The sequence below is a fragment of the Micromonospora sp. BS32 genome (assembly GCF_059089345.1).
On the sequence record NZ_JBSSHR010000024.1, the window covers coordinates 30,303 to 53,582 of the forward strand.

21 protein-coding genes are annotated in these 23,280 nt (G+C 74.8%); 16 read left to right on the plus strand and 5 right to left on the minus strand.

Going from position 1 to position 23,280, the window contains the following annotated elements; genetic code table 11:
• Positions 1-15 precede the first annotated feature (15 nt).
• The 5 genes from AC5RWQ_RS26480 (at position 16) to AC5RWQ_RS26500 (ending at position 6,333) form a co-directional block, all read left to right on the plus strand.
• Positions 16-1,086 carry a hypothetical protein gene (locus AC5RWQ_RS26480; protein WP_494285352.1) on the plus strand — a complete coding sequence of 357 codons (1,071 nt, stop codon included), beginning with the start codon at positions 16-18 and terminating at the stop codon, positions 1,084-1,086.
• 128 nt (positions 1,087-1,214) lie between these two features.
• A complete protein-coding gene (locus AC5RWQ_RS26485; protein WP_494285353.1) occupies positions 1,215-2,678 on the plus strand; it encodes a magnesium chelatase ATPase subunit I in 1,464 nt (487 codons plus the stop codon).
• Between the two features lie 3 nt (positions 2,679-2,681).
• A complete protein-coding gene (locus AC5RWQ_RS26490) occupies positions 2,682-4,634 on the plus strand; it encodes a VWA domain-containing protein (protein WP_494285354.1) in 1,953 nt (650 codons plus the stop codon).
• Positions 4,635-4,718: 84 nt separating this feature from the next.
• The gene (locus AC5RWQ_RS26495; RefSeq protein WP_494285355.1) at positions 4,719-5,204 is read left to right on the plus strand and encodes a hypothetical protein; all 486 of its coding nucleotides are present in this window, start codon (positions 4,719-4,721) and stop codon (positions 5,202-5,204) included.
• Between the two features lie 13 nt (positions 5,205-5,217).
• Positions 5,218-6,333, plus strand: coding sequence for an FUSC family protein (locus AC5RWQ_RS26500; RefSeq protein WP_494285356.1), 1,116 nt, complete (start codon positions 5,218-5,220; stop codon positions 6,331-6,333).
• Positions 6,334-6,405: 72 nt separating this feature from the next.
• Here AC5RWQ_RS26500 and AC5RWQ_RS26505 read toward each other — a convergent pair whose 3' ends face one another.
• The gene (locus tag AC5RWQ_RS26505; protein ID WP_494285357.1) at positions 6,406-7,377 is read right to left on the minus strand and encodes a GlxA family transcriptional regulator; all 972 of its coding nucleotides are present in this window, start codon (positions 7,375-7,377) and stop codon (positions 6,406-6,408) included.
• 74 nt (positions 7,378-7,451) lie between these two features.
• Here AC5RWQ_RS26505 and AC5RWQ_RS26510 point away from each other — a divergent pair, with 74 nt between their 5' ends.
• Positions 7,452-8,747: an MFS transporter gene (locus AC5RWQ_RS26510; RefSeq protein ID WP_494285390.1), complete on the plus strand. Its 1,296-nt coding sequence runs from the start codon at positions 7,452-7,454 to the stop codon at positions 8,745-8,747.
• A 4-nt stretch (positions 8,748-8,751) separates the two neighbouring features.
• Here the strand turns inward: AC5RWQ_RS26510 and AC5RWQ_RS26515 are convergent, their stop codons facing one another.
• Both AC5RWQ_RS26515 and AC5RWQ_RS26520 read right to left on the minus strand, forming a co-directional pair.
• A complete protein-coding gene (locus tag AC5RWQ_RS26515) occupies positions 8,752-9,501 on the minus strand; it encodes an RICIN domain-containing protein (RefSeq protein WP_494285358.1) in 750 nt (249 codons plus the stop codon).
• Positions 9,502-9,559: 58 nt separating this feature from the next.
• Positions 9,560-9,844, minus strand: a complete 285-nt coding sequence (locus AC5RWQ_RS26520; RefSeq protein WP_494285359.1) for a DUF427 domain-containing protein — start codon at positions 9,842-9,844, stop codon at positions 9,560-9,562.
• 117 nt (positions 9,845-9,961) lie between these two features.
• On the opposite strand from AC5RWQ_RS26520, the gene AC5RWQ_RS26525 reads away from it, so the two are divergent.
• The 4 genes from AC5RWQ_RS26525 to AC5RWQ_RS26540 all read left to right on the plus strand — a co-directional run bounded on the left by AC5RWQ_RS26525 (position 9,962) and on the right by AC5RWQ_RS26540 (position 14,189).
• Positions 9,962-11,344 carry an FAD-binding oxidoreductase gene (locus AC5RWQ_RS26525; protein WP_494285360.1) on the plus strand — a complete coding sequence of 461 codons (1,383 nt, stop codon included), beginning with the start codon at positions 9,962-9,964 and terminating at the stop codon, positions 11,342-11,344.
• Entirely contained in the window at positions 11,341-12,687 is a 1,347-nt protein-coding gene (locus AC5RWQ_RS26530) for a class I SAM-dependent methyltransferase (protein WP_494285361.1), read from the plus strand. Before AC5RWQ_RS26525 ends, AC5RWQ_RS26530 begins: the two co-directional genes overlap by 4 nt.
• Before the next feature lie 94 nt (positions 12,688-12,781).
• Positions 12,782-13,342: a helix-turn-helix domain-containing protein gene (locus AC5RWQ_RS26535; RefSeq protein ID WP_334491052.1), complete on the plus strand. Its 561-nt coding sequence runs from the start codon at positions 12,782-12,784 to the stop codon at positions 13,340-13,342.
• Positions 13,335-14,189, plus strand: a complete 855-nt coding sequence (locus AC5RWQ_RS26540) for an SRPBCC family protein (protein WP_494285362.1) — start codon at positions 13,335-13,337, stop codon at positions 14,187-14,189. Before AC5RWQ_RS26535 ends, AC5RWQ_RS26540 begins: the two co-directional genes overlap by 8 nt.
• A gap of 319 nt (positions 14,190-14,508) precedes the next feature.
• Here AC5RWQ_RS26540 and AC5RWQ_RS26545 read toward each other — a convergent pair whose 3' ends face one another.
• Together AC5RWQ_RS26545 and AC5RWQ_RS26550 are read right to left on the minus strand one after the other, a co-directional pair.
• Positions 14,509-15,672 (minus strand): RNA polymerase sigma factor, encoded by a 1,164-nt coding sequence (locus tag AC5RWQ_RS26545; RefSeq protein ID WP_494285391.1) that lies wholly within the window; start codon positions 15,670-15,672, stop codon positions 14,509-14,511.
• A 60-nt stretch (positions 15,673-15,732) separates the two neighbouring features.
• Positions 15,733-16,065 carry a YciI family protein gene (locus AC5RWQ_RS26550; RefSeq protein WP_494285363.1) on the minus strand — a complete coding sequence of 111 codons (333 nt, stop codon included), beginning with the start codon at positions 16,063-16,065 and terminating at the stop codon, positions 15,733-15,735.
• 125 nt (positions 16,066-16,190) lie between these two features.
• Here AC5RWQ_RS26550 and AC5RWQ_RS26555 point away from each other — a divergent pair, with 125 nt between their 5' ends.
• From AC5RWQ_RS26555 to AC5RWQ_RS26580, 6 genes are all read left to right on the plus strand, one after another.
• A complete protein-coding gene (locus AC5RWQ_RS26555) occupies positions 16,191-16,424 on the plus strand; it encodes a zinc-ribbon domain-containing protein (RefSeq protein WP_334491044.1) in 234 nt (77 codons plus the stop codon).
• Between the two features lie 256 nt (positions 16,425-16,680).
• On the plus strand, positions 16,681-18,072 hold the full coding sequence (locus tag AC5RWQ_RS26560; RefSeq protein ID WP_494285364.1) for an MFS transporter: 1,392 nt from the start codon (positions 16,681-16,683) through the stop codon (positions 18,070-18,072).
• 178 nt (positions 18,073-18,250) lie between these two features.
• Positions 18,251-19,882 carry a hypothetical protein gene (locus AC5RWQ_RS26565; protein ID WP_494285365.1) on the plus strand — a complete coding sequence of 544 codons (1,632 nt, stop codon included), beginning with the start codon at positions 18,251-18,253 and terminating at the stop codon, positions 19,880-19,882.
• 121 nt (positions 19,883-20,003) lie between these two features.
• Positions 20,004-21,092 carry a hypothetical protein gene (locus AC5RWQ_RS26570; RefSeq protein WP_494285366.1) on the plus strand — a complete coding sequence of 363 codons (1,089 nt, stop codon included), beginning with the start codon at positions 20,004-20,006 and terminating at the stop codon, positions 21,090-21,092.
• Positions 21,089-22,603, plus strand: a complete 1,515-nt coding sequence (locus tag AC5RWQ_RS26575) for a hypothetical protein (RefSeq protein WP_494285367.1) — start codon at positions 21,089-21,091, stop codon at positions 22,601-22,603. Before AC5RWQ_RS26570 ends, AC5RWQ_RS26575 begins: the two co-directional genes overlap by 4 nt.
• Positions 22,604-22,656: 53 nt before the next feature.
• Complete coding sequence (locus tag AC5RWQ_RS26580; RefSeq protein ID WP_494285368.1) at positions 22,657-23,229, plus strand: hypothetical protein; 573 nt, start codon at positions 22,657-22,659, stop codon at positions 23,227-23,229.
• Positions 23,230-23,280 lie beyond the last annotated feature (51 nt).

Below are 23,280 nucleotides of genomic sequence, written 5' to 3' on the forward strand. Positions count from 1 at the left end.
GCCCAGGCTGGAGCCATGACGACGCTCACCTCCGCCCCACCCCACCGGGCCGCCCGGTCCCGGCTCGACCTGGCCGCGCCGCTGGCGGCCGGCTGGCTGGCGGTCTGGGGCGTGTTCGCCCTGGTCGCCACCCTGACCGGCGCCGGCTACCCGTTCGGCGCCGACGACCCGGACGGCGGTGGCGCCAACCTGCTGCGGCTGGTCCCGGTCGAGGTCGGCGCCCCGCTGTTCGGCGGTCTGCTGCTGGCCGGCGCGGTCACCGCCCTGGCCCTGTCCGCCCCGGTACGCGGCCCGCTCCGGGTGCTGCTGCTCGGCTACGGCTGGGCGCTCACCTTCGTGCTGGCCGTGGTGGTGCCCGACGCCCGGGTGCTGGTCGTGCTCGGGTACGCGCCGATGCTCATCCTCGGGGCGCCGTTCGGCTGGCCGCCGGTCGACTACGCCGAGATCTTCACCTGGCCGCTCTTCGCCCGGTTTGCGGCCCTGGTCGGCGGGGTGCTGCTCGCCGGCGCGCTGCTGGCCGGCCAGGGACGGGCGGCCGGCGCCTGCCTGACCTGCGGCCGGGACGGCCGGGCCCGGGGCTGGACCACCCCGGCCTCGGCGGCCCGGTGGGGGCGCTGGGCGACCTGGACCGCCACGGCGATCCCGCTGACCTACGCGGTCACCCGGTTCGCCTGGGCGGCCGGGATCCCGCTCGGCATCACCCCGGGGTTCCTCCACGAGATGCAGGACAGCGGCCTGGTCTGGGCGGGCGCCGGCCTGGGCGCCTTCGCCACCGTCGGCGCCGTGCTCACCGTCGGGCTGGTTCGGCCCTGGGGCGAGCGCTTCCCGCGCTGGCTGGTCGGGCTGGCCGGCCGGCGGGTGCCGATCCCGCTCGCGGTGGTCCCCGCCGGGCTGGTGGCGCTCGCGGTCACCGCGGCCTCCCTCGGGCTGCTGTCCAGCCCGCGGTTCTGGGCGCTGGAGGAGGGGCTCAGCATGGCCGGCGCGCCGATGCTGCTCTGGCCGCTGTGGGGGGTGGCCCTCGGCGCGGCGGCGCTGGCGTACCAGCTGCGACGGCGGGGCGCCTGCCGCCGCTGCGGCCGGGAGTGACCGGGAGCGGCGGGTCGCGGGAAACGGGGGGATCGGCCGCTCCCGGTCGCCCGGTTCCGCCCGTTCGTGGGCCCTCCGGGGAGCGCGGGCGGGCGGAACCGGGCAGCCGGCCACGGGACCGCGCTAGCGTGGGTCGGGTGACTGAGCCCAACCAGGTTCTCCCGGTCCCGCCCGCCGACCTGCCCGGCACGCTGGGCGAGCTGCGCGCGTCCGGCCACCGGTACCGCAGCGTCAAGTCCGAACTCCGCGACAATCTTCTCGCCCGGATGCGTTCCGGCGAGGACCGCTTCCCCGGCATCGTCGGCTACGACGACACCGTTCTTCCCGAGGTCGAGCGGGCGCTGCTCGCCGGCCACGACATGGTGCTGCTCGGCGAGCGCGGCCAGGGCAAGACCCGGCTGATCCGTTCGCTGGTGGCGCTGCTCGACGAGTGGACGCCGGTGCTCCCCGGCTCGGCGCTCAACGAGCACCCGCTGCACCCGCTCACCCCGGCGTCCCGCGCGCTGGTCGCCGAGGCCGGCGACGAGCTGGCGATCGCCTGGCTGCACCGCTCGATGCGGTACGGCGAGAAGCTCGCCACCCCGGACACCAGCGTCGGCGACCTGATCGGCGACGTGGACCCGATCCGGCTGGCCCAGGGCCGTACCCTCGGCGACCCGGAGACCATCCACTTCGGACTCGTGCCGCGCACCAACCGGGGCATCTTCGCGGTCAACGAGCTGCCCGACCTGGCCGAGCGGATCCAGGTGGCGCTGCTCAACGTGCTGGAGGAGCGGGACATCCAGGTCCGCGGCTACCAGCTGCGGCTGCCGCTGGACCTCTTCCTGGTGGCCAGCGCCAACCCGGAGGACTACACCAACCGGGGCCGGATCATCACCCCGCTGAAGGACCGCTTCGGCGCGGAGGTCCGTACCCACTACCCGGTCGACCTGGAGCTGGAGCTGGCGTTGATCCGGCAGGAGGCCGACCTGGTCGCCGAGGTGCCGGAGCACGTGCTGGAGGTGCTCGCCCGGTTCGCCCGCGCGGTCCGCGAGTCGCCGTCGGTGGACCCGCGCTCGGGCGTCTCCGCCCGGTTCGCCATCGCCGCCGCCGAGACGGTCGCCGCCGCCGCGCTGCGCCGCTCCGGCCTGCTCGCCGCCGGTCCCGCCGCCGAGGGGGTACGCGCCGAGGCGCCGGTCGCCCGGGTCGGCGACGCGGTCTCGGTGACCTCCACGCTGCGCGGAAAGGTCGAGTTCGAGAGCGGCGAGGAGGGGCGGGAGATCGAGGTCCTCGCCCACCTGCTGCGGACCGCCACCGCGGAGACCTTCCGGGCCCGCCTCGCCGGGCTGGACCTGTCCGGTTTCACCGCGCTGGTCGCCGAGGACGGCGTGATCGAGACCGGCGAGCTGGTCTCCTCGGCCGAGCTGCTGCGCCAGGTCGGCACCGTGCCGGGGCTGGCCAAGGCGCTGGACCGGCTGGGGCTGGGCGACGCGCCCACCCCGGAGCAGGCCGCCGCGGGCGTCGAGTTCGTGCTGGAGGGGCTGCACCTGACCCGCCGGCTCGGCAAGGATGTCACCGAGTCGGGCCGTACCGTCTACGGCGGCCGGGGCTGAGGCGTGGCCGGGAACCGGTTCCGCTACGGCCAGTGGCGCGGCGGGCCCGACCCGCTCGCCCCGCCGTACGACGTGCGCGCCGCGGTGGACGCGGTCGGCGCCGAGGTGCTGGCCGGCGGCAGCCTGCGGGAGGCGCTGCGTGACCTGCTCCGCCGTGGCCCGCAGGGGCACGGCGGCCTGGAGGACCTCGCCGCCCGGGCCCGGCGGCTGCGCCGGGAGGCACTGCGCCGGGGCGACCTGGACGGTGCGGTGACCCGCTCCCGGGCGCTGCTCGACCAGGCGCTCGCGGCCGAACGCGACGAGCTGCGCGGGCGTACCGACGACGAGGCCCGCTTCGCCGAGGCGGTGCTGGACAATCTGCCCCGCTCCACCGCCCGCGCGGTGCAGGAGCTCTCCGGTTACCGGTGGGCCAGCGACGAGGCGCGGCAGACGTACCAGCGGATCCTCGACGGGCTGCGCGGTGAGGTGCTGGAGCAGCGCTTCGCCGGGCTGCGGGACGCGGCGCGCGCCGCCGGCGACCCGGCGGTGCAGCGGCAGCTCGCCGAGATGATGGGCGACCTCAACGACCTGCTGGCCCGGCACGCCCGTTCCGAGGACACCACCGACGCGTTCGCCGAGTTCATGCGCCGGCACGGGGAGTTCTTCCCGGAGCAGCCGAAGGACGTCGACGAGCTGGTCGACGTGCTGGCCCGCCGGGCGGCGGCCGGGGAGCGGCTGATGCGGTCGCTGTCCGACCGGCAGCGCGAGGAGCTGGCCGGGCTGATGCGCCAGTCCCTCGGCGATCAGCTGGCCGGCGAGCTGTCCCAGCTCGACGGCCAGTTGCGGGCGCTGCGCCCGGACCTGAACTGGCAGCGCGGCGAGCGGGTCCGCGGCGACCAGCCGCTCGGCTACGGCGAGGCGACCGGGGCGCTCGACGAGATCGCCGAGCTGGACGAGCTGCTGGACTCGCTTGACCAGGAGCACGCCGGCGCCACCCTGGACGACGTGGACGTCGACGCGGTGGCCCGGACGCTGGGCCGGGACGCCGCCGATGACGTCCGCCGGCTGCGGGAGCTGGAACTCCAGCTGCGCCGGCAGGGTTGGGTGAGCCGGGACGCCGACGGGCTGACGCTCAGCCCGAAGGCGCTGCGCCGGCTCGCCGGCACCGCGCTGCGCCGGGTCTTCGCCGACCTGACCGCCGGCCCGCGCGGCGGGCACGACCTCCGCTCGGCCGGTGCGGCCGGCGAGGTCAGCGGCGCGTCCCGGCAGTGGGAGTACGGCGACGAGCAGCCCCTCGACGTGGTCCGCACGCTGACCCGGGCGGTACGCCGGGCCGGCCCGAGCGTCCCCCTCCAGCTCGCGGTCGACGACTTCGAGGTGGTGGAGACCGAGCGTCGGGCGTCGGCGGCGGTGGCGCTCTGCGTGGACCTGTCGTACTCGATGATCTCGCAGGGGCGGTGGGGGCCGATGAAGCAGACGGCGCTGGCCCTGTCGCACCTGATGGCGACCCGGTTCCCGCAGGACGCGTTGCAGATCGTCGGCTTCGGCCGGGAGGCGATGCCGCTGACCCAGCAGGAGCTGGCGGCGGCGGAGCCGGACATGCAGCAGGGCACCAACCTCCAGCACGCGTTGCGGCTGGCCGGGCGGCACCTGCGCCGGCATCCGGGGGCGGAGCCGGTGGTCCTGGTGGTCACCGACGGCGAGCCGACCGCGCACCTGGACCCGGAGGACGGTGAGGCGTACTTCCACTGGCCGCCGCTGCCGGAGACGATCGAGGCCACCGTCCGCGAGGTCGACAAGCTGACCCGCTACGGCGCCACCCTCAACCTCTTCATGCTGGGCGACGACTCCGGTCTGCGCCGCTTCGTCGACGCGGTGGCCCGCCGCTCGAAGGGCCGGATGTTCACCCCCGAGCTCGACGACCTCGGCGAGTACGTCGTCTCCGACTACCTCCGAGCCCGCCACGGCCGCCGCTGACCCAGGGGAGCGGACCCGCCCGTCCGGGTGATCCGGGAGCGGTAGCCGCCCGGTCGACGCTGGCGGGCGGGGTTGGATGGGGGGATGGACAGCTCGGGGATGCGGCGGGCGTACGGGGAGGTGCTCGCCGAGGTGGAGGCGGGTGGGTTCGGGGTGCCCCCGGCGGGGCAGTTGAGCGCGGAGCAGATCGTGGCGCACCTCGCGGCCAACGACGAGCTGATGAGCGAGGCGTCCGAGGCGGTGCTCGGCGGGTCCCCGTACGTCTTCTACGACCTGGCCGGCGTGCACCGGCCGGAGCTGGACGCCCTGGTCGCCGAGTGCGGCGGGCTGCCCGGGCTGGCCACCCTGCTGCGGGCCACCAGCCAGAAGCTCTGCACGCTGGTCGACCGGCTCGGCCCGGCGGCCGACACCGCGGTCGAGACCCACCTGCGCGAGGGCTTCGACCTGGTGGTGGACGAGCCGCTGCCCTGGGGTCGCACCCTGGACCTGCACACCCGGGTACACCTGCCCAAGCACCTGGCCCAGCTTCGGATGCTGCGCGACGGGGTGGCCCGCACGGCCGGGTCATGAGTCGCCCGCTCCGGTGAGGTGGCCGCTGCCGGGCCGCCGTTTCGCGTTGGACGCCGGCCCGGCCGTGCTGCGCCGCCGGCTGCGGGTGGCCGCGCCGCTGATCGTCCAGTGCGCGCTGCTGGCCGGTGGTGCGTGGTGGATCTCCCAGTCGCTCCTCGGCCACCCGACTCCGATCTTCGCTGCCACCGCCGCGCTGATCTGCCTGACCGCCGGCATGGGCGGCCGGGGTCGCCAGGCCGTCGACCTGTTCGTCGGGGTGCTGGCCGGGGTCCTGATCGGGGAGGGGGTCCGCGCCCTGCACCTGGGCGGCGGGTTCTGGCTGATCATCCCGGCGGTCGCGCTGGCCATGTCGATGGCCGCCCTCCTCGACCCCCGGCCGTTGACCTACATCCAGGCCGGCGCCGCCGTGCTGATCGTGGTGACGGTCGGCGCGTCCAGTTCGCCGACGGACTACCTGCTGGACGCCGCGGTCGGCGGTGCGGTGGGGCTGCTCGGCAGCCAGGTGCTGTTCAGCCCGGATCCGGTGAAGCTGGTCGAGGCGCCGGTCCGGGAAATCCTGCGGGACGCGGCGGAGGCCCTGCTCAGCGCGGCCGAGGCGGTGCGCCGAAGCTCGGTGGCGCAGGCGGACGCCGCCTGCGGGCACGCCCGGGAGGCGCACGCCCGGTTGGGGGAACTCTCCGCGGCCCGCACGGCCGCTCGCCGGGTCACCGGTCGGACGGTACGGGGACGGCGGCGAGTGTCGCGGTTGCGCGCGGCTGACCAGCCGCTCGACGACGTGGATGTGCTGGTCGCAGCCGTCCTGCTGCTCTGCGAGGACGTCCGGTCCCGACTGGAGCTGCCGACCCCGCCCCCGGACGCGTACCCGCCGGCCGTCCCACCACGACCCTCGCTGCCGGATCAGCTGACGGCGCTGGCGGACGGTCTGACCGCGCTGGCCGACCGCTCGCCGCCGGCCATGCATCCCGCGCCGCCCACCCGACCACCCCCGCTCCCCGCGGCACCCGGCGCACACCCCTGCTCGGGCACCGCCGCTCACCCCTACGACGTCCACCTCCAGGACGTCCTCGCGGCCCTCCATCGCCTCCGCGGAGCTCCAGTTGCCCCCGGTACCCCACCTTCGTCGGTCTAGGGAAGGTGTCGTCGTCGGAGATCGAACAGGGACGCTTTCCCTGGACCGACGCGACGGGGACAGGGAGCGGGGCTAGGCGCGGCGGAACGTGCGGCGGTAGGTGGTCGGGGAGACGCCGATGCGATGGTGCAGTTGCTGGCGGAGGGCGGCGGTGGTGCCGAAGCCGCTGCGCCGGGCCACCTGGTCGACGGGCAGGTCGGTGGTCTCCAGCAGCAGTCGGGCGTGGTCGGTGCGCTGCTGGAGCAGCCACTGGGCCGGGCTCAGGCCGGTCTCGGAGCGGAAGTGCCGGGTGAAGGTGCGCACGCTCATCCGGGCGTGGGTGGCCAGGTCGCGTAGCGCCACCGGCTCGTGCAGCCGCTGCCGCGCCCACTCCCGGGTGGCGGCGGTGCCGCTCGCCGGCCCCCGGGGGACGGGGCGTTCGATGTACTGGGCCTGGCCGCCGTCCCGCCACGGCGGCACGACGCAGCGCCGGGCCGAGCGGTTGGCCACCTCGCTGCCGTGGTCGGTGCGGATGACGTGCAGGCAGAGGTCGATGCCGGCGGCCACCCCGGCCGAGGTCAGCACGCTGCCGGAGTCGATGAAGAGCACGTCCGGGTCGAGGTCGACCGCCGGGTGCAGCCGGCGGAACCGGTCGGCGTACGCCCAGTGGGTGGTGGCCCGGCGGCCGTCGAGCAGGCCGGCGGCGGCGAGCACGAACGCCCCGGTGCAGATCGACATGATCCGGGCGCCGCGGTCGTGGGCGGCCCGCAGCGCCGCCGCGACCTCCGGGTCGACCGTGCCGTCGGTCATCGGCGATCCGCCGTGGATGCCGGGCACGACCACCGTGTCGGCGGTCGCCAGCAGGTCGAGGCCGTGCTCGGGGAGGACCTGGAAGCCGGCGGTGCTGCGCACCGGCCGGCCGCCCGGGGTGCAGGCGTCGACGGTGTAGAGCGGTCGCAGGTCGTCGGTGCGGGCGGTGCCGAATACCTGGGCCGGGGTGCCCAGGTCCAGGCCGACCACGTGGTCGACCGCGAGCACGGCCACCCGGTGCGGGGCGGGGGTCATGGCCCGATTATTGCGCATCATGGCTTCCCGGCCACTCGTCGGCGGGGGTCGGCGACTCGCAGACTCGGGAGGTGATCCGAGACCGCCGCTTCCACCCGGCCTGGGCCGTCGCCGCCGTGGCCTTCGTCGCCCTGGTCGGCGCCGCCGGCTTCCGCGCCACCCCGTCCGTGCTGCTGCACCCCCTGCACGCCGAGTTCCGCTGGCCGCTGGCGACCATCTCCGCCGCCGTCTCGGTCAACCTGCTGCTCTACGGGCTGACCGCGCCGTTCGCCGCCGCCCTGATGGACCGGTTCGGCATCCGTCGGGTGGTGGCCACCGCGCTGGTGCTGGTGGCCGCCGGCAGCGGGCTGACCGTGTTCATGACGGCCAGCTGGCAGCTCATCCTCTGCTGGGGCGTGCTGGTCGGGCTCGGCACCGGCTCGATGGCGCTGGCCTTCGTGGCGACCGTCACCGGCCGCTGGTTCGTCCACCGCCGCGGGCTGGTCACCGGGGTGCTCACCGCCGGCGGGGCGGCCGGGCAACTGGTCTTCCTGCCGCTGCTCGCCCTCCTGGTGCGCGATCACGGGTGGCGGGCCGCCGCGCTGGTCGTGGCCGTGGCGGCGCTGGCGGTCGTACCCCTGGTGGTGTGGCTGCTGCGCGAGCACCCGGCGGATCTCGGCCTGCCCGCCTACGGCGCGACCGAGGTGACGCCCCCCGCGCCGCCGGCCGGCGGCGCGGCGTCCCGGGCGATCGGCGCGCTGGCCTCCGCCGCCCGGACCCGACCGTTCTGGCTGCTCGCGGGCGGGTTCGCGATCTGCGGCGCGACCACCAACGGGCTGGTCGGCACCCACTTCGTGCCGGCCGCGCACGACCACGGCATGCCGGAGACCACGGCGGCCGGCCTGCTCGCCCTGGTGGGGCTCTTCGACATCGTCGGCACGATCGCCTCCGGCTGGCTCACCGACCGGATGGACAGCCGGCTGCTGCTCGGCGCCTACTACGCGCTGCGGGGCCTGTCCCTGCTGGTGCTGCCCGGTCTCTTCGCGGGCAGCGCCGAGCCGAGCATGCTGGTCTTCATCATCTTCTACGGCCTGGACTGGGTGGCCACCGTGCCGCCCACCGTCGCGCTCTGCCGGGAGTACTTCGGCGCCGCCGGGCCGGTGGTCTTCGGCTGGGTCTTCGCCGCCCACCAGTTCGGCGCGGCGGCCGCCGCGACCGGGGCCGGCCTGGTCCGCGACCGGCTCGGCGACTACGCGCTGGCCTGGTACGTCGCCGGGGCGCTGTCGATCGGCGCGGCCGGGCTCTCCCTGCTGCTGCGCCGACGGCAGCAGGTGCCGGCACCGCTGCCGGTGGTGGTACCCGCCGCACGGGCCTGGAGCTTCCGGGGCTGACCGGTCAGCCGAGCGCCCACTGCTGCTCGGCCCCGGCGGTGCAGCCGGTCTGGATGACCTCCGCGCCGGGGTCGGTGCGGGCGTCCCGCACCTGCGCGCACCGGCCGGACTGCACGCTGACCAGCAGCACCGGCCCGGTGCCGACCGGGGTCACCCGCCACTGCTGATTGGGCTGGCCGTGGCAGCCGAACTGCTGGAGCTTCGCGCCGTCGTCGACGCCGCCGCCGGAAACGTCCAGGCACTGGCCGTACGCCGCGTTGGTGAGGGTCACCACGTCCGCCGCGACCGGGTTCGCCACCCACTGCTGCTCCGGCCCGCCGGTGCAGGGGGTCAGCCGGGCCGTCGCCTGTTCGCCGTTGCCGTCGGGGGCCACGCAGAGCCCGGAGGTCACCGCCCGGATCACCTTCGGGCCGGTCACCGGCGCCGGTGCGGCCGGAGCGGGCGCCGGCGGCGTGGTCGGGGCGGCGGTCGGCGAGGGCGTCGCCGAGATGGTGGTGGGGGCCGCCGCGTCGACCGTCGGCGCGGTCGTCGGCGCGGTGGTCGGCCGCGCGGGCGCGGCCGCCGCCGGCACCACCGACGGGTCACCGCCGCCGCCGAGCACGCCGGTGGCGAAGAAGACCCCCAGCAGTACGCCCACCAGCCCGGTGGCCAGCGCGACCCGCATCAGCGGGTCGCGGGGGAGCCCGCGGCGGGCGGCCGGGCGGGCGCCGTAGACGGTGCCGGTCGGGTCGTGGTGTTCGTCGGGGACGGACATGGGGGCATCCTGACCCACCGACCGCCCGGTAGGCCAGTCCGACGCGGGCGGGCGTGACTCAGTCGACGACCTTCACGTCCTTCCAGAACGCCACCCGGTCCCGGACCGCTTCCGCGTCGGGCTTCGGCTCCGGGTAGTACCAGACCGCGTCGGCGCTGGTCAGGCCGGCGTGGCTGAGCGTGTAGTAGGAGGCGGTGCCCTTCCACGGGCAGACCGTGTGGGTCGACGACTCGGTGATCAGGTCGTCGCGGAGGGCGGAGCGGGGGAAGTAGTGGTTGCCCTCCACCATGACGGTGTCGTCGCTCTCCGCGACGACCAGGTCGTTCCAGACGGCTTTCGGCATGACCCCACGCTATGCCGCCGGTTCCGCCGCGGCCACCCGTCGCTGTCGGGTAGCCGATGGCAAAAGACCATCGTGGACATCCCACGCGGACCGGCTCCACGCGCGTAAGGTGATCTCATGCGCGCGCAGCGTGATCATGAGCAGGCGGTAGACAGGTTGCGGCGATCGTACGCCGCGGTGCCTGCCGGTCAGCCCGTCCGCCTTGCCAAACGCACCTCCAACCTGTTCCGGCCCCGCTCGGCCACCGGCAGCCCCGGGCTGGACGTCAGCGGCCTCGACGGAGTGCTCGCCGTCGACCCGGCCGCCCGCACCGCCGACGTGCAGGGCATGTGCACCTATGAGGACCTCGTCGACGCCACCCTCCCGCACGGGCTGATGCCGCTGGTCGTGCCGCAGCTGCGGACGATCACCCTGGGCGGCGCGGTCACCGGGCTGGGCATCGAGTCGACCTCCTTCCACAACGGCCTGCCGCACGAGTCGGTGATCGAGCTGGACGTGCTCACCGGCGCCGGTGAGATCGTCACCGCCCGGCCCGACGGGGAGCACGCCGACCTCTTCGCCGCTTTCCCCAACTCGCTGGGCAGCCTCGGCTACGCCACCCGGCTGCGCATCGAGCTCCAACCGGTACGCCACGCGGTGGCCCTGCGCAACGTCCGGTTCAGCCGGCTGGAGGAGCTCACCCAGGCGATCGGTGACGTGATCGCCAAGGGCGAGTGGGACGGGCAGCCGGTCGACGCGATGGACGGGGTGATGTTCAGCCCCGGCGAGGCGTACCTGACCCTGGGCACCTTCACCGACGACGCGCCACGGCTCAGCGACTACACCGGCCAGGAGATCTACTACCGCTCGCTGCGCCGGCGCGCCCGGGACGCCCTGGGCGCGTACGACTACCTCTGGCGCTGGGACACCGACTGGTTCTGGTGCTCGTCGGCGTTCGGCGTGCAGCACCCGGTGATCCGCCGGCTCTGGCCGGCCCGGCTGCGGCGCAGCGACGTCTATCACCGGCTGGTCCGGCTGGAGCACCGGCACCAGGTGGCCGCCCGGGTGGACCGCTGGCGGGGCCGGCCGGCCCGGGAGCGGGTGGTGCAGGACGTGGAGATCCCGCTCGACGGGACGGCCGACTTCCTGCGCTGGTTCGCCCGCGAGGTCGGGATGACCCCGGTGTGGCTCTGCCCGCTGCGGCTGCGCGAGCCGTCCGGTCCGGGTTCGGCCCGGGTCTGGCCGCTCTATCCGCTCCGGCCGGGGGAGAGCTACGTCAACATCGGCTTCTGGGGGAGCGTGCCGATCGCCGAGGGCGCAGCCGACGGCGACGTGAACCGCTCGATCGAGCGGGCGGTGTCGGAGGCGGGCGGGCACAAGTCGCTCTACTCGGACGCGTACTACGACCGAGCGGCCTTCGACCGGCTCTACGGCGGGGAGACCTGGCGCGCCGTGAAGGACCGCTACGACCCGGACCACCGGCTCACCGGACTCTACGAGAAGGCGGTTGCAAGGAAATGAGCCTGACCGACCGAGAACAGGGGGCGGCCGCCTCGCCGGCCACCCCGCCAGCGGGGGGCCGGCGCACCGGCCCGACCGTCGCCGACGTCGTCCGCGCGGTCACCAACGGGGACCTTCCGGTCCGCATCACCGGGTACGACGGCAGCGCGATCGGCCCCGCCGACGCCGGGATCACCCTCTCCATCCGCACCGAGCGGGGCCTGTCGTACCTGCTCACCGCGCCGGGCGACCTGGGCATGGCCCGGGCGTACGTCAGCGGCGACCTGGCCCTGGAAGGGGCGGTCCACCCGGGTGACCCGTACGAGGCGTTGGTGGTGCTCAAGGACGGCCTGAAGCTGCGGGCGCCGGCGGTGGCCGAGGGGCTGGCGCTGGCGCGCGGGCTGGGCTGGGAGCGGCTGCTGCCGCCGCCGCCCCCGCCGCAGGAGGCGCTGCCGCGCTGGAAGCGGGTGATGAACGGGCTGCGGCACTCCCGCGTCCGGGACAGCACCGCGATCTCGCACCACTACGACGTCTCGAACGCCTTCTACGAAAAGGTGCTCGGCCCGTCCATGACGTACACCTGCGCGGTCTTCCACAGCCCCGGTGACACGCTGGAGCAGGCCCAGGCGGCCAAGTACGACCTGGTCGCGAACAAGCTCGCGCTGAAGCCGGGGATGACGCTGCTCGACGTCGGCTGCGGCTGGGGCGGCATGGTCCGGCACGCGGCCCGCGAGTACGGCGTGAAGGCGCTGGGGGTGACCCTGTCGAGGGCGCAGGCGCAGTGGGCGCAGGCGGCCATCGAGCGGGAGGGGCTGTCCGGGCTGGCCGAGGTGCGGCACCTGGACTACCGGGACGCCCCGCGGCAGCAGTTCGACGCGGTCTCGTCGATCGGGTTGACCGAGCACATCGGGGTGCGCAACTACCCGGCGTACTTCGGGGCGCTGCGCGACCGGCTGCGCCCGGACGGCCGGCTGCTCAACCACTGCATCACCCGGATCGACAACCGGGCCCCGCACCGCTCCGGCGCGTTCATCGACCGGTACGTCTTCCCGGACGGTGAGCTGGCCGGGCCGGGCCGGCTGATCGGCGAGATCCATGACGCCGGTCTGGAGGTGCGCCACGAGGAGAACCTGCGGCAGCACTACGCGCTGACGCTGGCCGGCTGGTGCCGCAACCTGGTGGAGCACTGGGACTTCTGCGTGGGCGAGGTGGGCCCGGGCACGGCGCGGGTGTGGGGGCTCTACATGGCCGGTTCCCGGCTGGCGTTCGAACGCAACGGCATCCAGCTGCACCAGGTGCTGGCCACCCGCAACGGCCCGGACGGCAGGTCGAGCTACCCGCTGCGGCCCGACTGGACGCCCTGACCGCGGCCGGTCGACGCGAGCCGCGCCGGAGACGGCGCGGCTTTCGTCAGACCCATTGACAAACAGATTTTGTACGTACAAGCTGGTTTTTGCGATGAGAGACGTCCTGTACCTGGAGCAGATCGAGCAGGCCGAGGCCCTGCTCAAGCCGCAGCGCGTCGAGGTGCTGCGGCAGTTGGCGGAGCCGGGCACCTGCACCGAGGTGGCGGCGCGGCTGGAGCAGACCCCGCAGCGGGTCTACTACCACGTCAAGCAGCTGGTCGCGGCCGGCCTGGCCGAGCAGGTGTCCAGCCGCCGGGTGCGCGGCATCAGCGAGGGCATCTACCAGGCCGCCGCCCGGTCGTACTGGCTGTCGCCCCGGCTGGTGGGCCGGATCGGCGGCCTGCGCCGGGCCCGCGACGAGTTGAGCCTGGGCCACCTGCTCGACCTGATGGAGGAGGTCCAGGCCGACGTCGCGGCACTGGACCGGACGGCGCCGGAACTGCCCTCGATCGGGGTGTCCGGCGAGATCCGGGTGCCGGCCGAGCGCCGGCAGGAGTTCCTGCACGACCTGCAGTCGACACTGCGGGACCTGTTCGCCCGCTACGGCGGTGCCGAGGGAGACGCCTTCAAGCTCGCCGTGGCCTGCTATCCCAAGGAGAACGACCGTGACTGAACCGATGAAGCTGAGCGCTCGACTCGCCGCGCCGGTCGAGGCCGTGTGGGGCGCGCTCACCACGCCGGCAACGCTGCGCGTCTGGCTGACCGAGCACGCCGAGGTCGAGCTGCCCACCCGGTACGAGTTCTGGGGCCGGCACACCCCCGAGGGCGACGCGCCGCACCAGCGGTTGCTGCACGCCGACGACCACACCCTCCGGTTCGCCTGGCTGCTCGACGGGGTGGAGACCACCAGCGAGATATCCCTGGCCCCCGACGGGCCGGACGCGACGCTGCTGACGCTGACCCAGACCGACTTCGACTTCGCCGACGCGCTGAGCGGCAAGGGCATCCGCGGTGTGCTGCACACCTGGTGGTCACTGTCGATCGCCAACCTCGCCGCCCACCTGGAGGGGCGCGCGCTGCTGCCGAAGACCGACTTCACCTCCACCGACCTGCGCGGCGAGCTGCTGATCGACGCGCCGATGGCGAAGGTGTGGGAGTCGCTGACCGACTCGGCGCAGGCCAGCGCCTGGTTCGGCTACCCGATCGGGATCGAGCCCTGGGTCGGCGGCCGCTACGCCATGGGCGGCTTCGAGCAGGGGTACCCGGCCAAGGTGCTCGACCTGGAGCCCGGCCGGAAGATGTCCGTCGACTGGGGCGTCCCGGGCGTCGTCACCTGGGAGCTGGCCGAGTCCGAAGGGAAGACGAAGCTGACCTTCGTGCAGAGCGGCTTCGACGAGGGCAACCCGCCGTACGCGGCGTGGAGCGGGTCGGTGGCCGGGCTCTCCGAGCTGCGCCGCTTCCACGAGATGGCCGACTGGAAGCCGATCTGGGTCGCCGTGGAGCTCCCGTCCGGAACCTGAGCGACGCACCCGGAGCCGGGCGGCGCGGTGCCTGGCGGCGCGACCCGGTCCGGGCACGGTCAGGTTGGCGCCGCTGGTGTCCGCACCGCCGGGCCCGACCAGGGTTTATGGGCGCTACGAACTTGATGACCTAGACGAATCACCACCTTGAGTTCGGTCGAGGCCCGGCGATCCGCGAACGTCATCAAGTTTGCAGCGTCCGACGTGACCTCCGTCCGAGGCCGGGAACGGATGGGGAATCCGGAACGCCGAACCGGTCCGGCTGCTGGCCGCGATCCGGCCGATGCCCGCCGGCCCCGAGCCCGGCGGGCACCGGCGTTCAGCCCGCCGGGTCGAGTTGGTCGGCCCGCCGCAGCAGCGCCCGCCGTTCGGCGGCCGAGGCGACCAGCCCGGCGGCGTCCCGGAACAGCGCGGCGGCCCGGACCGCGTCGCCCCGGCGGGCGGTCAGCTCCGCCTCGGCCGCCAGCGCCGGCGGGTAGCCGTCGAGCGCCCCACCGGCCCGGGCCTCAGCGACCAGGGCCAGCCCGGTCGCCGGTCCGTACGCCAGGCCGTGCGCCATTGCCCGGTTGAGCCGGACCACCGGGCTGGGATGGAGCCGGGCCAGCTCGTCGTACCAACCGGCGATCGCCGGCCAGTCGGTGGCGGCGGGGGTGGGCGCGGTGGCGTGCGCGGCGGCGACCCGGGCCTGGAGGGCGTACGGGCCGTGCCGGTGCGCCCGGGCCAGCACCGTCAGCCCTTCGGCGACGGCTTCGTGGTCCCAGCGGGAGCGGTCCTGCTCGTCGAGGGTGCGCAGGTTGCCGTCCGGGTCGCGGCGGGCCGCCCGGCGGGAGTGCTGCAGGAGCAGCAGCGCGAGCAGTGCCGCGACCTCGGACTCGTCGGGCATCAGCCGGTCGAGCAGCCGGGCCAGCCGGACCGCCTCGTCGGCGAAGGCGGGCTCGCCGTCGGCGTCGTACCCCCGGGTGAAGAGCAGGTAGAGCACGGCCAGGACGCCCGGCAGCCGCTCGACCAGCGCGGCCCCGGTCGGCACCCGGTACGGGATGCCGGCCGTCGCGATCTTCGCCTTCGCCCGGGTGATCCGACGGGTCATCGTGGACTCGGTGACCAGGAAGGCGCGGGCGATGTGGGCGGTGGGCACGCCGGCCACGGTGCGCAGGGTCAGCGCGACCCGGGCCTCCGGGGCCAGCGCCGGATGGCAGCAGGTGAAGATGAGTCGCAGCCGGTCGTCCACCACGGTCCCCTCGGCCTCGGCGGGTGCCGGCTCCGGATCGGTGAGCAGGGCCAGCTCCCGCAGCTTGCGGCGTTCCACGGCGGCGCGGCGCAGCACGTCCACGGCCCGGTTCCGGGCGGTCGTCATCAGCCAGCCGCCCGGATTTCCCGGTACGCCGTCGCGCGGCCAGCGTTCGAGCGCCAGCGTCAGCGCCTCCTGGGCGCAGTCCTCGGCGAGCGTCCAGTCGCCGGTGACCCGGATCAACGCGGCCACCATCCGCGGGTACGCCTCGGCACCCGCCACCGTGACCGCGTCGACCGCGTCCGTCACCGGCGATCAGTCCAGGTCCACCAGGGGGCGCAGCTCGAGCCGGCCGGCGTAGGCCATCGGGTGCCGGCGGGCCACCTCGATCGCCTCGTCCAGGTCGGCGCACTCCAGCAGGTCGAAGCCCACGATCACCTCCTTGGTCTCGGCGAACGGCCCGTCGGTCAGCAGCAGCTCCCCGTCGCGGACCCGCACCGTGGTGGCCGCCGACGGCTCGGCCAGCACGCTGCCCATCAGGCGCTGGCCGTTGCCGTCCCGCTCGGCCACCCACTGCTCGATGTCGGGCGCGGCGCTCGGGTCGGCGTCCGGCTCGGTGTCGCTGCAGACAAACATCAGGTACTTCATCTTCGGCGCTCCTCGGTGTCGTGGTCGGTCACCAGGGTGACGAACGGGATGCGCGGTTCCGGACACCTGCCTACCAGAAAAAAATCGGAGGTGATATTCGGTGGCCCGCGGGGTACTGGCGGGCGATGTTCTTCATCTTCGGTCTCCGCACCAAGGTCTCCCGGTCGGGTGTGCTCACCGCGGTGTGCCGCAACTGCCACCATCAGGCCTCACAGGTCATCACCCGCCGGTCGACGAAGTTCACCCTCTTCTTCATCCCGCTGATCCCGATCCGGACCCGCTACGTGCAGCAGTGCTCGTTCTGCGGCGCCGAGTACGCCGTGTCCCGGCACGAGGCGCAGCGCCTCCCGGTCGGCTGATCCGGCGATGGCCCGTTTCCTCTGCTGGCTGATCGGCCGGCAGCCCGTTCCGCCGGTGCACACGGTGTCCCGGCCGCCGTGCACGCCGGGTCGGCGCCGGCACCGTCGGCGCAGCCGCCCGCTCGCCGGCGCGCAGTCCCCCCGCTCGCCCTGGAACCGGTCGGCCGGCCGCTGACCCGGTGATCCTCGTCCCCGTACGGATCTCGCCCCGACCTGCGCGCTCTAGGCTGGGGCCGCCGTCCGAACGGGGAGAACTGTGCGTAACCACCCGACCGTCGTGCTGGTCGCCGTCCTGCTGTCCACCCTCTCGCTGCCGGTCTCGCTGACCGGCGCGTCGGTCGCGCTGCCGGAGATCGGCCGGGATCTGCACTCCGGGCTGGCCGGGGTGCAGTGGGTGGTGAACGGCTACAACGCCACCTTCGCCAGCTTCATGCTGGCCACCGGCGCGCTCGCCGACCTGTTCGGCCGGCGGCGGGTCTTCGCCGCCGGTGTCGCCGTCTTCGCCGCGTCGGGTCTGCTCGGCGCGGTCGCCGGGAACATCGTGCTGCTCGACGTGGTGCGCGCCCTCGCCGGGGTGGGCGCCGCGGCCGCCGCGACCAGCGGCTCGGCCATCCTGGCGCACACCTTCCACGGTCGGGCCCGGGCCCGGGTGTTCAGCGTCTTCGGCACCACCATCGGCGTCGGGTTGGCCTTCGGCCCGTCGATCGCCGGGCTGCTCATCTCCGCCTTCGGTTGGCGGGCCGTGTTCGCGGCGCCGGCGCTGGCCGCCCTGCTGGTGCTGGCACTCACCCCGCTGCTGCCGGAGTCGCGCCAGCCGCTGCCCGGCCGGATCGACTGGCCGGGGACGGTCACCTTCACCGCCGCGCTGCTGCTGCTCATCTTCGGTTTCGTGCAGGGGCCGGAGCTGGGCTGGTCCGCCCCGGTGATCGTGGCGGCGTTCGCCGCGGCGGTCGCCCTGCTGGTGGCGTTCGTCCGGGTGGAGCGGGGCCGCGCCGACCCGATGTTCGACCTGGCCCTGCTCGCGAGCCCCCGCTTCGTCGGCATCTGCCTGGCGGCGGCGACCATCGTGGCGGTGCTGGTGCCGCTGCTGGTCTACCTGCCGTCGTACCTGACCACGGTGGTCGGGATGAGCCCCGGCGCGGCCGGCGCGACGCTGATCCTGCTCACCGCGCCGACCCTGGTGCTGCCGCTGCTCAGCGGCGCGCTGACCCGACTGGTGCCGGCGCCGGCGGTGATCGTCACCTCGGTGGCGGTGGTCGCGGTCGGCGCCGCCTGGGCGACCGTGCTCGGCCCGCACGCCGGGGCCGCCGCGCTGGCCGGACCGCTGTTGACCATCGGGGTCGGGGTGGGGCTGTCGATCGGCCTGCTGGACGCGATCGCGATCGGCAGCGTCGCCCCGGAGCGGGCGGCCACCGGCGCCGGGATGATCAACACGGCCCGGCTGGCCAGCGAGACGGTCGCCATCGCGGTGGTCGGTGCGGTGCTGGCCAGCACCACCGCCGGTCGGCTCGCCGACCCGGGCTTCACCGGCGGGCTGCACACCGTGCTCTGGTCGATGGCGGCGGTGGCCCTGGTCGCCGCGGTGGCGACCGCCGTGCTGGTCCGCCGGGCCCGGGCGCCCCGCCCGGAACGGGTTCCGGCCGGATAGCCGGGACAGCTCCGTCCACACCGGAATCCGGGCGGGATGCCCCCGCCAGGGAGCCGATGTAACCCTTTCGATGTTCCCGACGCCTGATAGATGGACCGGTCAAGATCCGGATGACCGCGGCCCGGTGGTTCGGCGCGCACCCGGTCCAGCCCCAGTTCCCCAGCAGCTGAAGGAACCCATGACCGGATCACCTGTTCCCGTGCCCACCCACCGGGTGCCGGGCGCCGGGCCCCGATGGGGTCGCGGCCGCCACGCGCCCCGACCGTGGCGCCGCCGGGCGATCGGCATCACCCTGGTGGCGGTGCTCGCCACGCTGGTCACCACCGACGTCATCCCCGCGCGGCCCGCCGAGGCGACGGTGATCGAGGAGAACCACTCCGTCTCGATCAGCGGCCAGTACGGCAGCGCGGTCTACACCCCGGCCAACTCCACGGTCGGGGTCCTCCAGTCCAACGAGGTCACCCGCCAGATGATCCAGGTGGGTGTCTCCATGCGCGACGGGTCGTCGGGCATGACCTTCCGGTTCGCCTCCCGGGACAACTCGAACGAGTACCTGAAGGTCGGCTACTACGGCGACGCGCAGAACGAGCCGTTCACCGATCCGGGTCGGCCGGGCATCTCGATCAGCCCGCTCGGCTTCTGCGACGACCAGCGGGGCAACTTCGAGGTCCGCGACATCGCGTGGAACGGCCCCGCGATCATCCGGATCTGGATCACCTTCCAGCGGTACTGCAACAACGCCTTCTACGCCGACCAGCGCCCCTCGTTCGGTGAGATCCGGCTCGGCTACCCGAAGCCGTCGTCGGCCGACGTCACCCCCCGCGCCGTGCGCTGGCCGCCCGGCACGTACCCGAGTCACTCGTCGTACGACATGCCGGTGACCGTGTACCCGACCGGCACGACGTCGGTCACGGTCAACTCGGTGGCGGTCACCGGGCCCACCCCCGGCTCGTTCCCGATCCGCCGCAACGGCTGCACGGGCGTGGTCGGCCCGTCCGGCTGCACGGTGTGGGTGGGCTTTGTCCCGCAGTACGCCGGTCCCCGGTACGCCCGGCTGGAGGTGAAGACGTCGGCGGGCACCCTGAGCAGCACGCTGGACGGCGCGGGCGACCTGGGCACCAGCAACTGGTCCCCGCTCGATGTCGACTACGACGAGGCGACCAGCACCGACGTGCACCTCGACCTGCCGAGCTCGATCAGCTGGGGCAACCCGTACGAGATCTCGTCGCAGAGTTGGGACGCGGACGGGAACCTCTGGATGGCGCGGTACTACCTGCCGACCGGGCAGACCTTCGCCCAGGGCGGCCACTACGAGTACAAGCCCGACGGCACCGGGCTGCGGGTGAGTCTCTCCTGGGCCAACAACGGCTGCGAGGTGGACCGGGGGACCCTCGACATCGCCAACCTGGCGTACAAGGGGCCGGACCAGCGGCTCGACCTGCTCGACGTCACCTTCACGACGCACTGCCGGTCGGCCAGCGGGCGGACGGTGAGCGGGCGGATCCGTCATCACGATCGGACCGACCTGAAGGGTCCGTACCGGGTCAGCGGGGTCAGCGCGGTCCGGGACGGCAACTACGTCAACCTGAGCTGGACCAACCCGCCGTCGACGGATTTCGCCCGGACGATCGTGCGGTGGTACTCCGGTGACGTCGCGCCGGGCGTGCCCGACGTCGGCAACCTGGCCCGCTACGGCACCACCAGCCCGGTCCGCTTCGCGGCGCCGAGCACCAAGCCGGTCGCGATCGCGATCTGGACGTTCGACAAGACGGGCAACGCCGGCCTGCGGACGACTGTCGTCGTCCCCTGACCGGCCGCGTCGTGACAGCGGGGGCCCGGGCCGTCGGTCCGGGCCCCCGCGCCGCACCACCGGCCGGGTGCGGGCGCGGGTACCGGGCCGGGGCGCCGGCCGGCGGCTATCGTGGCCTGTCGTGACGAGCACCGAACAGCGCCTGGCCGCCATCCGGGGCGACGTGCCGCCGAAGCGCCACAACGCCCGGACGATCGCCGCGCTGACCGGCAACCCCGGCTGCGGCCGCCGGGCCGTGCTGGACGGCGCCGGGGTGGACAAGCCGAAGCTGGCCGAGCGGATCGGCTTCCCGGCCCGCTTCGGGCAGTCCCGCTTCGCCATCACCCGGGGCAACGCGTTCGAGGCGCAGGTCAAGGCCGACGGTGGGGCCGAGCTGCTCCGGCTGGTCGCGGAGCGGCTGGGCGTACCGGTGCCGGAGCGGGCCAGCTGGACCGACCTGGGCGGCGCCGACGACCTGCCGGACCGGCACGAGCGTTCCCGGGCCGCGTTGACCGACAGCGGCGCGGACGCCGCGCTCTTCGACCATCCGCTGCTCGGGCTGGACGTGGCCGGGCGGCGGGTGCACCTGGAACCCGACCTGGTGGCCGCCCGCCTCGCCGGCCGGTTCCACGTCGTCGAGATCAAGTCGTTCCCGGTGGTCGACGGGCAGGCCGACCCGGCCAAGGTCGCCGCCGCCGCCATCCAGTCCGCCGTCTATGTGCTGGCGCTACGCGACCTGCTCGCCGCCGCCGGCCACGACCCGGAGCTGGTCTCGACCGACGTGGTGCTGGTCTGCCCGCGGGACTTCGCCAACCGTCCGGTGGCCAGCCTGCTCGACGTCCGCAAGCAGCTGCTGGTGCTGCGCCGCCAGCTGGACCGGATGGCCCGGCTGGACACCCTGCTCGACGCCGTGCCGGTGGGCTTCACCGCCGACCCGACCGCCGACCCGGCGACGCTGGCCGCCGCGCTGCGCACCGTCGAGGCCCGCTACGCGCCGGAGTGCCTGGCCAGCTGCGAGCTGGCGTACTTCTGCCGGGACGAGGCGCGCGGCCACACCGGGGCGCTGGGCCGGCCGGTCCGGGAGGCGCTCGGCGGCGTCGGCACCGTCGCGGAGGTGCTGGCGCTGGCCGCCGGTGAGCGGGCCGCCGACCCCGGGCAGGAGGAGGCCGCCGCGCTGCTGCGGGCCGCCGCCCGGTTGCGCGCCGACGCTCTCACCGGCCGCTCCGCATGAGTACGCTGCGCGCGCTGGCCCGGGCGCAGGCCCTGGCCGCCGGGGTGGCCCAGCCGGTGGCCACCGTCCGGCACCTGCACCTGGCGGAGCGCCCGCTGGTGCTGGTGCCGCTGGCGATGGCGGGCGAGGCCAACGCCCCGCTCGCCGCGCTGGTCGGCACCGCCCCGGACGACGCGCGGCTGCTGGTGGTGGCGCAGCCCCGCAACCGGGACCAGCGGTTCCGCTTCGCCGCCGAACTGGCCGGCGTCGTGCTGCCCTGGTTGGACGGTCACCGGGGCGCCTCCGAGGCGGTGCCGGTGGACCGCGGGAAGGACGTCCGCCATCGGTACGTCGACGCGCCGCAGCTGCTGGTGCCCAACCCGGCCGGGATCACCTTCCTGCGGCTGCTCGGCCGCTCCACCCGGTTCCGCCGCCCGGACGGCGATTACCCGGTGCACCCGTCGGTGCCGCTGCTCGGGCGCTGGCTGACCTTCCTCGCCGAGCGGGCCGAGCACCCCGGCTCGTCGGCGCTGGTGGCGATGACCGACGCGCTGACCCTGCACTGGGCCACCGGGCAGAGCGCGGTGGAGGACCTGCACCTGCCGGCGCTGCTCGGCTGGATCGACCCGCCGGCCGGGCTGACCGGGGCGCAGGCGGCGGCCCGGGCGGAGGACCCGGCGGTCTGCCCGCCGGCCGGCCCGGCCACCGATCCGGAGTTCGACAACCGGGTGCTCGCCCCGGCCATCGCCGGGTACGCCGACGCGGCCGATGACCCGGACGCGCGCGCCGGCGCGTACGCGGAGCTGGAACGGGTGCTGCGCGACCAGCTCGCGCCCACCTGGGAGCTGATGTGGCGCGGCGTCGGGTTGCTCCGGGCGCTGCCGGCGGGGGCCCGGGTGGCCGGCCGGTGGGACGCCGACCGGGACGCATTCACCGGGTACGCGGAGCACGTCGACGGCGGCGGTGGCCCGCAGCCGCGGCGGGACGGCGCGGTGGCGGCGGCGGTCCGGCTGCACCGGCTGGAGCGCGCGCTGACCTCGTACGCGGTCCAGCGCGCCTACGACGATCCGCTGGTCATGGCCGAGCACCGGCTGGCCGGCGAGGCGTTCGTCGGGGAGGTGACGCTGGCCGACCCGAAGCGGGTGGACGACACCGGCAAGCGGCCGGTGCTGCGGCCCCGGATCCAGGTGGTGACCACCGAGCCGGTGCCGATGCCGGTCGGCGCGACGCTCTGGTCCCCGGCCCGGCCGGCGCAGAAGGCGAGGGTGGTCTTCGTGACCCCGGGCGCGGACGGCAAGACCGAGGTGGTGCTGGAGCTCTCGGGCGGGATGGGACGCGGGCTGACGGCGCCGCCGGGCAGCGTGCCGGAGGTGGGGGAGCGGCTCTGCCTGACCACCCTGTCGGACGCGTTCCTGCCGGCCGGGGCGTTCCCCGCGCCGGACGAGACCCCGTGGACGCACGGCGGCCCGCCGGTCTCGGCCGCCGACCGGCCGGTGGCCGGCGACGGTGACCCGGCGGAGGCCTGGGCCTGATCGGTCGGAGTTAATCCGTTGCGTCGGGTGCCGGCCGCTGGGACGGTCGGGGCATGCGAGTGACGTTCGAGCGCCCGCGCGACCACGAGCGCGGCACCGCGCTGATCGAACGCGACGACGGTGTGGTCTACCGGATGGACGGCGGGCCGGTGACCGGCGCGGAGATCCCGCACGATCTGATCCACTTCGAAACCGAACGCACCCTCGGTATCCCGGACGGCGTGTGGGGTGCGATCGCGTCGGGGGTGGTGTTCCGCAGCATGCGGCACGTCGGGGGCCGGCGTCCCCCGCACGCTGCCGAACGGTCGCACGCGCTCGTCCGGGCGCACCGCGACGCGTTGCGCCGGGCGGAACTCGCCGGTGGCGTCGTGGAGCGCCTGCTGCCGACCGCGGAGCCGACGCCCGAGGTCCGCGACGCGATCGCCGTCATGCTCGGCGAGCTGCCCGACCTCGACCTGATTGCCGCCCGCCGGGCCGCCGAGGCGGTACGGGAGGCCGGCGCGCGCTGGTCGGCGCTGCCCGTCGGTGCGGGGCTGGTGCTCGACTGGCCGGCCCGGCTCCGGCTGCCCGCTGCGGCCGCGCGCCCCGGTCGGGACCGCCGGCCGACCACTGCCCGCCGCCGCTGACCCGGATCTGCCGGGCTCCGCGCCGGTCGGTTCCGGAGTGTTCCCGCCCGG